We start from the raw sequence: 12,933 nt of genomic DNA, 5'->3' as shown, positions 1-12,933 counted from the left end.
ATTTATCATTCAGGCGTTCATAAGTGCCTGTTTGACTATCAATCATCCTGTTTTATACCGCAAAAATGACAGAAAATCTGGAGATAATCGACAATGAATTTTCAACAATTACGGATTATTCGTGAAACAGTACGCCAGAACTTCAACCTGACTGACGCTTCCAATGCCCTGTTTACCTCTCAATCCGGAGTCAGTAAACACATTAAAGACCTTGAAGATGAATTGGGCGTGCAACTTTTTATTCGCAAAGGCAAACGTATTCTTGGCCTGACAGAACCCGGACAGGCTTTATTGGGTATTGTGGAACGTATGCTGCGTGATGCCGACAATATCAAACGCTTATCGGATGACTTTAATCGTGTGGATCAGGGTGAACTGATTATTGCCACCACGCACACTCAGGCACGCTATATCCTGCCGCCAATTGTGGCCAAATTTAAAAAAGCCTTTCCCAAAGTACACCTGATTTTGCAGCAGGCCAGTCCGGTTGAAATTGCTGAAATGCTGATGCATGGCGAAGCCGATATTGGCATTGCTACCGAATCCCTCACGCAAGAGGAAAGTCTGGCCAGTGTGCCTTATTATCACTGGTATCACAGCATTATCACCCCACAAGGTCATCCCCTGTCACAACAGCAAACGGTAACTTTGGATGAACTGGCAAAATGGCCACTGATCACTTATCACGGCGGATTTACTGGCCGTTCTAAAATTGACTCAGCCTTTAGCAATGCGGGTTTAAGCCCGGATATTGTAATGTCTGCACTGGATGCCGATGTGATTAAAACCTATGTAGAACTGGGCATGGGTGTGGGTATTGTGAACTCCATTGCCTATGATGCCGACCGTGATCGCCGCTTAAATCAGCTACAAATTGATTTGTTTGGTGAAAATACCACCTGGATTGCAGTGCGTAAAGGTCACTTGTTACGCGGCTATGGTTATGAGTTCATTTCCCTATGTTCGCCAGATGCAGATATTAAAGCGCTGAAAAAAGCAGCACAGCCTGAGGTTTAATCTTGGGCTGTTAATTTTGGAACTATTTCAAAAATTTTAGTTTTTAAGCCATAAAAAAAGCAGACCGAAGTCTGCTTTTTAATTTTACAGGAGGCCTGTAGATTAGAAGCGGAAGCTTAAACCTACTTTACCAACTGGCATCCACTTGTATTTGTCATCATTGCGGATATCGCGCTCTTCTTCATCCAAGGCAGCACGCAGGGTTTGACCGTTATTACCAGTAGCTAATGGTGTATCAGTGTCTAAATGAACTTCTGGGTTCCCATTATAAAAAGCACCTACCTGAGCGAACAGGCCAATGCGGCTGGTGATTGAAGGAGATACGCCAAAGCCGATGTATGGAACGATATCATTTTTATAGTTGATACGGCCACGAACGTTGGCAGTAGCGTTATCAAACTTGGTACCGTTAATAGTAATATCACCACGGTTGTTACGGGTGCTTACTTTATATTCGTTGTCGTTATAGGCTGTACCTAACGCAACATGGAACCAGTTGCCAAACGGACGAATTTCAGCGTTCAGGTAAGCAGTATTGTTATCCTGCTCCAGATCGTATTCAACGCCATTATATTTTACTTCACCGCCAACCAGATCAGCAGCGTCACCGCCGTTATAACCCAGTACCACATCAGTATACTGGTTTACGCCGTAAGCAATCGCACCACCGTAACCTGTAGTACCACCCTCAATACGTACAGAAGCAGGCTTAAAAAAAGAGAAAGTAGCAATACCTTCATCAGTTACTACTTTTTCGTCAGCAAATGCTGGGCTGGTTACTGCAAGTACAGCAGCAGATACTGCTAAAACACGTAAAGTTTTCATATGATTAACTCCTCAAAGGATTTTTGCGTCTATCTATCGGTCAAGTGCTATTAAACACAGGTTGAAGATGAATTTCAGTCACCGAATTCACTATTTTTATAGAGTTTCTGTAAAGTTTTGACACAATTTATAAAAAGTGTTTAATTTTCAGTAGGCTATTTTTTATTATGAAAGCCAAGCAAACTTCATAATTCCCTTGTGTTTGTTACCTTACATCAAAATTATGCGCTAAAAGTGCTTATTTCTCAATTTTTTAACAAAACCCTTCCGTTTTAGATTTTTAATTTATTTATTTCTTCTGTAAGTCTTGGAACTGCGTTAACAATTGCGTAAAATTGGCGGGTCTTGAGGGGTGCTGCAACAGTAAAACCAATATACTGCCAGGCTCAAGCACGTCATTTAGTGAACGGCATCCGCGAATTGATTGATCTTAAGGAGATCCTCATGAACGCGGTTAGTGCGTCTTCTATTTCAAATTCCTCTGAATTTACTGATTACAAAGTTGCTGATATTCGTCTAGCCGACTTTGGTCGCAAGGAAATCTCGCTGGCTGAAGCAGAAATGCCTGCCCTGATGGGTCTACGCCGTCGTTATTCCAGTGAAAAGCCACTTGCAGGTGCCAGGATTCTGGGTTGCATCCACATGACGATCCAGACTGCGGTATTAATTGAAACCCTGATTGATCTGGGTGCCGAAGTACGCTGGACGTCCTGCAATATTTTCTCGACACAGGATCATGCTGCTGCTGCCATTGCTGCCAGTGGTGTGCCGGTATTTGCCTGGAAAGGTGAAACCGAAGCTGAGTATGAATGGTGTCTGGAACAGCAGATTCATGTAAATGGCACAGATGAGTTGTGGCCAGCCAATATGATTCTGGACGATGGCGGTGACCTGACGGGTTTAATCCATAAAAAATATCCGCAACTGCTGGACAATATTCACGGTGTGACCGAAGAAACCACCACTGGTGTCATGCGTTTAATTGAAATGCATCATGCGGGTTCCCTTAAAGTACCTGCCATTAATGTGAATGATTCTGTCACCAAATCCAAGAATGACAACAAATACGGCTGCCGTCATTCCTTAAACGATGCCATTAAGCGCGCTACCGACATGCTGCTATCTGGCCGTCGTGCGCTGGTGATTGGTTATGGTGATGTAGGTAAAGGCTCTGCACAGTCTTTGCGTCAGGAAGGCATGATTGTACGTGTTTCTGAAGTTGATCCAATTTGTGCCATGCAAGCCTGTATGGATGGCTATGAAGTGGTTTCTCCCTATAACAACGGTATTGTTACAGGTATAGAAGCAGACATTAATCAGGCGCTGCTTAGCACAACTGACCTGATTGTCACCACGACAGGTAATGACAAAGTGTGTGACAGCGCCATGTTAAATACCCTGAAAAAAGGTGCCGTAGTTTGTAACATTGGTCACTTTGATACCGAAATTGATACCGCTTACCTGCGCAAAAACTATCGCTGGGAAGAGGTGAAGCCGCAGGTTCATCAGGTATTCCGCTCTGATGCCAGCGATGATTATCTAATTCTGTTGTCTGAAGGCCGTCTGGTAAACCTCGGTAATGCAACAGGTCACCCTTCCCGTATTATGGACGGCTCTTTCGCCAATCAGGTACTGGCACAAATGCACCTGTTCAAGGAAAAATTTGCTGATTTGCCAAGTGATCAGAAAGCTGGCCGCATTCGTGTTGAAGTTCTACCGAAAAAACTGGATGAAGAAGTCGCAGCTGCTATGGTTGCAGGTTTTGGTGGTGTACTCACCCAGTTGACCCAGGCACAGGCTGACTATCTGGGCGTTCCGGTTGAAGGGCCATTCAAGACTGACAGCTATAAGTATTAATTTTAAAATAGCTACTCTGTTTTAAAGTTACTGTCTTTTAAAGTCACTATGTTTTAAAGACAACATGCCGCCAGCAGTCATTTCTGTCTGGCGGTTTTTAAAATTCGTATTTATTTTATCAATGGTTGAGACATGGCAACTTCAATTTCTTTTGAGTTTTTCCCGCCCAAAACTGATGTAGGCGCCGAAAAGCTGATTGTGGTGCATCAGGAGCTGCAACAGCTTAATCCACAATATTTTTCAGTCACTTATGGTGCTGGTGGTTCTACCCGTGAACGTACCTTGTCTACCATTGATGCACTGCATGGTCAGGGTGCGCCTGTAGCGCCTCACCTGTCCTGTATTGGTGATGATAAGGCACGCATTGCTGAACTGCTGGACATTTATAAGGCCAAAGGCATTAACCGTCTGGTGGCATTGCGGGGTGATTTGCCATCTGGTCAGGTTGGCTTGGGCGAACTGCCTTATGCCACTGATCTGGTACGTTTTATCCGTGATCATTCAGGCGATTATTTTCATGTTGAAGTGGCAGCTTACCCTGAAATGCATCCGCAAGCGTCCAGCTTTGATCAGGATATTGAGCGCTTTGCTGAAAAAGTCCGGGCAGGAGCCAATGCGGCGATTACCCAGTTTTTCTTTAACACAGACAGCTACTTTTATTTTATTGACCGCATCAAGCAACTAGGTATTGATGCGCCAATCATTCCCGGCATTATGCCCATTACCAATGCCAGCAACCTGATCCGTTTTGCTGATTCAACGGGTGCCGAGATTCCGCGCTGGATTCGCAAGCAACTGGCCGCCTATGGTGATGACAGTGCCAGTATTCGTGCATTTGGCCATGAAGTTGTGGTCAAGTTATGCCAACGCTTAATTGAAGGCGGTGCGCCTGCGCTGCATTTTTACACCATGAACCAGACCGAACCAACGCGTCAACTGGTCAAGGATTTAGGCTTGGCTTAACAGTAAATCAACTGATCAATGTGCCTTTCAAATATTCTCAAGGTATTGCGGCTTACATGCGGCATTACCCTGATGATATTTGGCCTGTTGCTCATGCTATTGATGATTGTATTGCCCGGTTTGGTCATGGTTGTTCTAGGTACAGGACTTATAGTCAATCAGCTATTGCGCTGCATCCGGTTGCTGGCTGCGCTGAGCGCATTGCTTATTTTTTATCAGTTTATCGTTAGGCAGTCTCACTCTCTTACATATTCTCTGCTATGGTTTGGGCTGGCACTAACTCTGATGCTATATGCCTTATTTGCCCTAAAACTTCAGCACATACTTAGCAAATCAGCTCATCAGTTTTTCAAATCCCGATTTTATTGAAAAGACCCGCTATGCAAACCTCTGCACGCTCTTCTGCGCTTTGGCATCCTTGTACCCAGATGTACCAGCAGGATATTAATCCTGTACCGAAGATTGCCCGCGCCAAGGGAGCTTACCTGTATCTGGATAATGGTGAGCCGATACTGGATGGCATTAGCTCATGGTGGGTGAATCTACACGGGCACAGCCATTCGGCAATTAATGCAGCCATTACTGATCAACTGGAACAATTTGAACAAGTGATTCTGGCGGGGTTTACCCATAGTCCTATTGAACAACTGGCTGCTCAATTGGTTGCAGTCACTTTACCACCGCTGACCCGTTGCTTTTTTGCCGATAGCGGCTCGGCAGCAGTGGAAGTGGCGCTAAAAATGAGTTTGCAATTCTGGCATCAAACAGCAGGGCCTCAAACTGTAGGACATAAATCAGGACAACCTGAGCGTAATACCTTTATTTCCCTTGAAAATGGCTATCATGGTGAAACACTCGGCAGCCTGAGCGTGACCGATATTCCGCTGTTTTCCAGCCAGTATCGGCCTTTACTGATTCAGCATTTGCGTGCACCTACCCCAGATTTATCTTTAAAAGCCCCTAATCAAAGCGATGAAGAATTTTTAGGGCAACGCTTTAGCGCGCTTAAAGCACTGGTTGAGGAAAATCAGGGACGCATTTGTGCCATTATTGTTGAACCGCTGGTACAGGGTGCGGCTGGCATGAAAATGTATCCGCCAATATATCTAACCTGGTTGCGGCAACTCTGTGATGAGCATCAGATTCACCTGATTCTGGATGAAATTGCGGTTGGCTTTGGCCGTACCGGTACCTTGTTTGCCCATGAGCAGGCTGGCATTTGTCCTGATTTTCTTTGCTTATCCAAAGGCTTAACCGGCGGCTATTTGCCCATGTCCTGTGTAATGACCACTGATGAGGTTTATCAAGCATTTTATAGTCCGGATGTGGCCAAGGGCTTTTTGCATTCTCACAGTTTTACCGGCAATCCACTGGCAGCCCGTGCGGCACTGGCCTCGCTGGCTATTTTTGCACAAGAAAATACCTTACAAAAAAACCAGCAGCGCATTCAGCAGTTTAAGATCAAACTGGCGGAACTGGCCACCCATCCTCATGTGGCACATTGCCGGCAAACAGGCATGATTGCAGCCTTTGATCTGATACAAGCCAATGGTCAGCCCTACCCGGCAGTACAGCAACGCGGACGCCTGATGGCACAATATGCTTTGCGACATGGCTTATTGATTCGCCCAATTGGCAACCATGTTTATTTTATTCCACCCTATTGTATTACTGCTGATGAAATTGACCAGATGTTTGACATTACAAGCCGCGCTATTGACTGGGCGGTTCGTCAATCGGTTTCATTGGCTGAGACATCAATGCCTGCTATGTTTAACCTTCCGTAAATTTCATTCTTGATTACTGTGACCCGACACCTGATTCCCGAAAATAGAGCTGCTCATGAACCGTTTTTATGTTGATCTGCCTTTAAGCCTGAATGAAACACTGAGCCTGCCTGAAAATGTATTTCACCACTGGGTGCGAGTGCTTCGGGCACAAACTGGCGAACAGGCGATTTTGTTTAATAGCCAGGGCGGGGAATATATTGCAACGCTGACCGATGTCCAGAAAAAGACAGCCAGCGTGCTATTGGCGCAGTTTAACGCAGAGGATCGCACACCGGGTTATCAGGTTACGCTTGGTCAGGTGATGAGCAAAGGTGACCGGATGGATTATGCCATTCAGAAAGCCACGGAACTGGGTGTGCATGCGATTCAATTGCTGGTGAGTGAACGCTGTGAAATGCGCCTGAAATATGAACGCGACCAAAAGAAAATTGAACACTGGCAGCAGGTGGCCATTGCGGCGTGTGAACAATGTGGCATGAACCGGGTTCCACAAATTTTGCCACCTTTGTCATTACAGGAATGGTTTATCCAGCTTGAATCCATTGAAGCACGCAAGCTGGTTTTAGCCCCAGCCCGCAATCCTGTAAGTTTTACCACACCTTTTCCGCAGTCGTTATATTTGCTGGTGGGGCCGGAAGGTGGGTTAAGCAGCGCAGAAATAGAACTGGCCAGTTCCAACAATTTTGAATGCTGGACACTGGGTGAGCGAATCTTAAGAACAGAAACTGCGCCCGTGGCTGCTATGTCTGCGCTTTTATTTGCTTATTCTTCCTGCAATCAGGCAAAACAGTTTTAAAAATTACATCATTTGCGGAGAGTTTATGAGCATAATGATTGAAGTTCGTTAATCAACAAGCTATGTTATAGTCAGGCGGTATGGTAGGGATTACCAGAAATTGATCTGTTCGTTATCGCGTTCAAAATCAAGAAGCACTATTTAGGATAAACATGTTTAAGTCAGCGCCAGAAAATCGGATTTTAAATAAATCATCCCTTCATTCAGCAGGAATGTCTGGAGCTTAATCAGGATGATTGAACAGCGCCTCGACAAGGATCTCTATCAGCGTATTTTTAATATGCAGATTACAGAAACCCAGCAGCAGCAAAACCTGCAACTTCTGGGCGCTGTAGGTCTCATTCTTATTACTTATCTGTTTTATAAGCAATCTTCTTTGGTGAATTATAAACACCTCACCACATGGTGTATGGTGTCTACCCTGGTGGTGGCCCTATCAGCCATCATCAATGTTCAGCTCAATGCCAAAACCTATAAACTCAAGGCTGCCTTTGCTGATTTATACCTGCAAATCAATTCGTTTATTTTTGGCTTGATCTTTGCCTTTGGGCAAATCATTATGGGCCTGCGGTTGATTGATGTACCAACCAACACTCCGCTTGAACCTAATTTTTATGTGTTTTATACCATTGTGGTATTTGCGCATGTTCTCGGCCTGATTAGCCTGACCATCCGTATTCGCTGCTTTTATCTACTCGTTCTGACCAGCATGGCTCCTATCCTGACCATGCAGCTGAGCAACTGGCCCAGTTTTTCATTAAATGACCCGTTTTATCTGATTAATGACATTTATATTCTTTTTATGCTGTTTTGCGGCCATCACTTGTACAAAACCCGTGACCGCTTAACCTGGCTGGTAATCCGCAATGATAATCTGGTTGAGCATGCCGAACACCAGCGCAGTATCACTGAACAGGCGTATCAGCAACTGGAACAGGAAATGCTGGAACGCCGTGCCGTAGAATGGAAACTGCAACAAACCAACCAGCGCCTTGAAGAAAAAGTCCGTGAACGCACCTTTGATATTCAACAAATCAACTCCAGCCTGGAGCGTTCCAAGCAAAGTCTGGAAATGGCGCACCAAACCGCTGGCATTGGCAGTTGGGACTGGGATATTAAAAGCAGAACCATTCAGACCACCAACTTTGACCAGATTCTGGGTTATCAGAACGAAGAAATTAATGATTACAGCGGCAATATTCGCCGGCTGATTCACCCGGAAGACTTCCCCAAGGTAAAAGCTGCTATTTCTACCCATTTACGCAACCACAGTGACCGCTACGAAAGCGTGTACCGCATTCGACATAAAAAAGGCTACTGGGTGTGGGTGCATGACATGGGCCGCGTGATCCAGCGTGACTCCAAAAACCAGCAGCCATTACGTATGGTTGGTATTCGCCGCAATATTAATGATGAAAAAGTAGTAGCCGAACGCCTAAAACTGTCTGCCAGTGTGTTTGAACGAGCGGCTGAAGGGATTTTCATTCTGGACAGCAAACTGCATTATCTGGATACCAATCCACGCTTTGAAGAAATTATGGGACTGCCCCGTGACTATTTTATTGGCAGTCATGTGTTCAGCTATCAGCATAATGGTGAAAAAATCCAGAAACAGCATGCAGAGATTCTTAAGGCACTCATGCAGACTGGCGAGTTTGAAGGCGAAATTGTTGAGCGTGATGCCAAGGGTGAAGAGCTACCACTGTGGATTCATATCAATTCCATTAAAAATGAAGATGAACGCATCACCCACTATATTGGGATTTTATCTGACCTGACCCAGCGCAAAAATGATGAGCGCCGCCTGTCTTATTTATCCAACTATGATGCGCTCACAGACCTGCCCAACCGCAATCTGTTCAAGACCCAGCTGCATCAACTGATGATTGGCAGCCATGACAAGAAAGAAAAATTTGCCCTGATACGGCTTAACATTGACCGCTTCCGCTTTTTAAATGATTCACTACAAAATGATGGCGGCGATATTTTGCTGCAACAGGTGGCCAAACGCCTGCTCACCCTCAATGGTGATTCCATTATGGTGGCGCGTCTGGGCGGTGATGATTTTGCCATTATTTATGAGAGCAACCGCTTTAGAAACTCTGATATTAAATCGCAGTGTAAAAAAATTATGCATGCGTTCGAGCAACCGTTTATGGTGCAGGATCAGGAATTGATTGTTACCCTGTCCATCGGAATTGCCATGTATCCAGATCACGGCCGTCAGGTGGATAGCCTGTCTAACCATGCTGAAAAAGCCCTACAGGAAGCCAAACGGCTGGGCGGCAATACTGCGCGTTTTTACACCAAGGATGAGCGCGTTCCTGCCAGTAACCGGGTTAACCTTGAAAATGCGCTACGCAAGGCACTCATTAATGATGAATTTGTGGTGTATTACCAGCCCAAGATTAATACGGCAACAGGCAAAATCACTAGTTTTGAAGCACTGGTCCGCTGGCAGCATCCGGAACATGGTCTGGTACCACCAATCCAGTTTATTCCACTGGCTGAAGAAACTAGCCTAATTTCTAATATTGGTGAAGTGGTGCTGAAAAAAACCTGCCAGCAAATCAAGGCATGGCTGGCACTGGGATTTCATGACATCAAGATTTCTGTCAACGTGGTGGCGCAGCAGATCCAGCGCGGTAATTTGATTGATGAAATAGATGATATCCTGAGCACCTACCAGATTAGTCCAAGCTCGCTGGAGCTGGAAATTACTGAGTCTTCGCTGATGGATGATTCGGAAGTGGCCAGTGAGGTGTTGCAGCAACTCAAGGCACGTGGCATCACTATTGCTTTAGATGACTTTGGCACGGGCTATTCCTCGCTGTCTTATCTGGGTCAATACCCGATTGATGTGCTCAAGATTGACCGTTCATTTGTTTCTAAAATTGGCGCCCACTCCCATCAGGAAGCCATTGTCAGGGCTATTCTGGCTATGGGACATTCACTCAATATGGAAGTGGTGGCAGAAGGCGTGGAAACTGAAGCACATGCCAACTTCCTGATTCATGAAGGCTGCGATGTATTACAGGGTTATCTGATCAGCAAACCACTGAGTTCAGCAGATGCAACTGCGTTCCTGCAACACTCACATTCGCTTGATCACTTCATGACCGCAGCGCGTACCTAAGTCGCTCAGGTCAATGTTTTAAGGCAGTCATTCACAGAAAGCTGTTCGGAATAAATCATCCATAATAATTTGCGTTAGCTAAAAACTGACCAGTAAACAGATAATTGTGTATAAGTCCTGACATCAGTCTGATCTAATGCTATAGTTTCGCACTTGTTTAACCGTGTATACCTAGCCTTTAAGTGGCTAGCCGATACCCTTGCGAAACCAGAGAACGAGATGGATGATCAAGCATTAAAAAAAGCTGCGCTGCATTATCATGAATTCCCACAGCCTGGCAAAATTAGTGTCACTCCAAGCAAACAATTAGTCAATCAACGTGATCTGGCACTCGCCTATTCGCCTGGGGTCGCAGCACCCTGCCTTGAAATTGAACGTGATCCTTCAACCGCTGCCTTATATACTGCCCGTGGCAATCTGGTGGCAGTGATCAGTAACGGTACTGCCGTACTGGGCCTGGGTAATATTGGCCCGCTGGCGTCCAAACCCGTAATGGAAGGCAAAGGCGTTCTGTTCAAAAAATTTGCCGGTGTCGATGTATTTGACATAGAAATTGCCGAAAATGACCCGGACAAGATTGTCGATATTATTGCAGCACTGGAACCCACTTTTGGTGGAATTAACCTTGAAGACATCAAGGCACCTGAATGTTTCTATATTGAGCGCAAACTGCGTGAACGCATGAATATTCCGGTGTTCCACGATGACCAGCATGGCACTAGTATCATTGTGGGTGCCGCTCTGCTTAATGCACTGGAAATTGTTGGTAAAAAAATCGAAGACATTAAAATTGTAGCGTCTGGTGCAGGTGCCGCAGCCATTTCCTGTCTGGATTTGTTATGCGCTATTGGCGTGAAGCGTGAAAATATTACCGTTGCAGACTCGCGTGGCCTACTAACCACGGCACGTCTGGGCAGCATGGATGAAAGCAAGGCACGTTATGCCCAGGATATCCAGCAAACCCAGCTGCATGAAGTGATGCAGGATGCGGACATGTTCCTTGGCCTGTCTACTGCTGGCATTCTGACTCCGGCAATGGTCAAGCAAATGGCCAAAGATCCGATTATTTTTGCGCTAGCCAATCCAAACCCTGAAATTCTGCCGGAACATGCGCGTGAAGCCCGTCCGGATGCCATTATTGCCACTGGCCGTTCTGACTATCCAAATCAGGTCAACAATGCGCTGTGCTTCCCGTATATTTTCCGGGGTGCTCTGGATTCTGGCGCTACTACCATTAATGAAGCGATGAAAGTTGCCTGCGTGTATGCCATTGCCAAAATGGCACATGTAGAGCCTGATTCCAGTACCTACGGCGAAAATGCACAAACATTTGGCCGTGAATATCTGATTCCGGGGCCACTTGACCAACGTCTGATCATGGAAATTGCGCCTGCCGTAGCCAAGGCTGCCATGGAATCGGGCGTAGCAACTCGCCCAATTCAGGATTTCTCGGCTTATCGCCAGCGCCTGTCTGAGTTTGTCTATAACTCGGCTTTCCTGATGAAGCCCATTTTCACTCAGGCCAAAACCGATCCAAAATGTATCGTGTTCTGTGAAGGCGAAGATGACCGGGTATTACGTGCCGTACAGATTGTAGTGGATGATGGCTTGGCAAGACCAATTCTGGTGGGTCGCCCAGCCGTGATTGAAAGCAATATTGCCCGTCAGGGTTTACGCTTAAAAGCCGGGGTCGATTTTGAAATGGTGAATCAGGATGATGATCACCGCTACAAGGATTTCTGGCAGCATTACTACAATATCATGCAGCGTCGTGGCATTGGCGTAGAGCTGGCCAAGCGTGAAGCCCGCCGCCGTACTACCCTGATTGGTTCGCTGCTGGTGCATTTTGGCTATGCCGATGGCATGATTTGCGGCACCTTTGGCTATTATGACCTGCATCTGGGCTATGTCCGTGATGTGATTGGTACCAAGTCGGACAGCAAAAACTTCTATGCCATGAATGTGGTGATGCTGGGTGACCGTAACCTGTTTATTGCAGATACCTATGTCAATCCAAATCCAACTGCTGAGCAATTGGCAGAAATGACACTGCTGGCTGCTGAAGAAGTTAGACGCTTTGGCATGACACCTAAGGTGGCATTGCTGTCGCATTCCAGTTTTGGCAGTGCACATGATGACGCCAGCGCCGAGAAAATGCGTGAAGTCTATCGCTTACTGTCTGCTCAGGCGCCAGAGCTTGAAGTGGAAGGCGAAATGCATGGTGATGCAGCCATTGATGAATCCATCCGTCTGGAACAGTTTCCAAACTCGCGCTACAAGGGTTCAGCCAATCTGTTGATCATGCCAAGTCTGGATGCAGCCAATATTGCCTTCAACCTGCTCAAAGCAACAGCAGGCAACAATGTCACTATTGGGCCAATTCTGCTGGGTGCAGCCAAGCCGGTTCATATCCTGACACCTACTGCAACCACACGTCGTATTATCAATATGACTGCCTTAACCGTAGCTGAAATTCAGCATGCAGAAAAGCACCAAAATCAGGCAAAAGGCTAATTAATACCCTTTTTGCCTTGTCAAAGCCCCTATTG

Annotated in this window: 8 protein-coding genes; 7 read left to right on the top strand and 1 reads right to left on the bottom strand. The window is 46.0% G+C overall.

Annotated features, from left to right (window positions below):
* The first annotated feature begins 93 nt into the window (after positions 1 to 93).
* Complete coding sequence (locus Q337_RS0100940; protein ID WP_026469984.1) at positions 94 to 1,017, top strand: CysB family HTH-type transcriptional regulator; 924 nt, start codon at positions 94 to 96, stop codon at positions 1,015 to 1,017.
* Positions 1,018 to 1,119: 102 nt separating this feature from the next.
* On the opposite strand, the gene Q337_RS0100935 is transcribed toward Q337_RS0100940, so the two are convergent.
* Positions 1,120 to 1,842: a hypothetical protein gene (locus Q337_RS0100935; RefSeq protein WP_026469983.1), complete on the bottom strand. Its 723-nt coding sequence runs from the start codon at positions 1,840 to 1,842 to the stop codon at positions 1,120 to 1,122.
* Positions 1,843 to 2,286: 444 nt separating this feature from the next.
* On the opposite strand from Q337_RS0100935, the gene ahcY reads away from it, so the two are divergent.
* From ahcY to Q337_RS0100900, 6 genes are all read left to right on the top strand, one after another.
* Positions 2,287 to 3,699 carry an adenosylhomocysteinase gene (gene ahcY / locus Q337_RS0100930; RefSeq protein WP_026469982.1) on the top strand — a complete coding sequence of 471 codons (1,413 nt, stop codon included), beginning with the start codon at positions 2,287 to 2,289 and terminating at the stop codon, positions 3,697 to 3,699.
* Positions 3,700 to 3,831: 132 nt separating this feature from the next.
* The gene (gene metF / locus Q337_RS0100925) at positions 3,832 to 4,662 is read left to right on the top strand and encodes a methylenetetrahydrofolate reductase [NAD(P)H] (protein ID WP_026469981.1); all 831 of its coding nucleotides are present in this window, start codon (positions 3,832 to 3,834) and stop codon (positions 4,660 to 4,662) included.
* A gap of 380 nt (positions 4,663 to 5,042) precedes the next feature.
* A complete protein-coding gene (bioA, locus tag Q337_RS0100915) occupies positions 5,043 to 6,449 on the top strand; it encodes an adenosylmethionine--8-amino-7-oxononanoate transaminase (protein WP_026469979.1) in 1,407 nt (468 codons plus the stop codon).
* A gap of 55 nt (positions 6,450 to 6,504) precedes the next feature.
* The gene (locus Q337_RS0100910) at positions 6,505 to 7,248 is read left to right on the top strand and encodes a 16S rRNA (uracil(1498)-N(3))-methyltransferase (protein ID WP_026469978.1); all 744 of its coding nucleotides are present in this window, start codon (positions 6,505 to 6,507) and stop codon (positions 7,246 to 7,248) included.
* Between the two features lie 232 nt (positions 7,249 to 7,480).
* Positions 7,481 to 10,384, top strand: coding sequence for a putative bifunctional diguanylate cyclase/phosphodiesterase (locus tag Q337_RS0100905; protein WP_026469977.1), 2,904 nt, complete (start codon positions 7,481 to 7,483; stop codon positions 10,382 to 10,384).
* Between the two features lie 219 nt (positions 10,385 to 10,603).
* Positions 10,604 to 12,898 (top strand): NADP-dependent malic enzyme, encoded by a 2,295-nt coding sequence (locus tag Q337_RS0100900; protein WP_026469976.1) that lies wholly within the window; start codon positions 10,604 to 10,606, stop codon positions 12,896 to 12,898.
* Positions 12,899 to 12,933: the final 35 nt, after the last annotated feature.

This window comes from Alkanindiges illinoisensis DSM 15370 (assembly GCF_000619845.1).
GTDB classification, from domain to species: domain Bacteria; phylum Pseudomonadota; class Gammaproteobacteria; order Pseudomonadales; family Moraxellaceae; genus Alkanindiges; species Alkanindiges illinoisensis.
The sequence above is the reverse complement of the archived record's forward strand: the minus strand, read 5'-3'. Positions and strand labels throughout refer to the sequence as shown.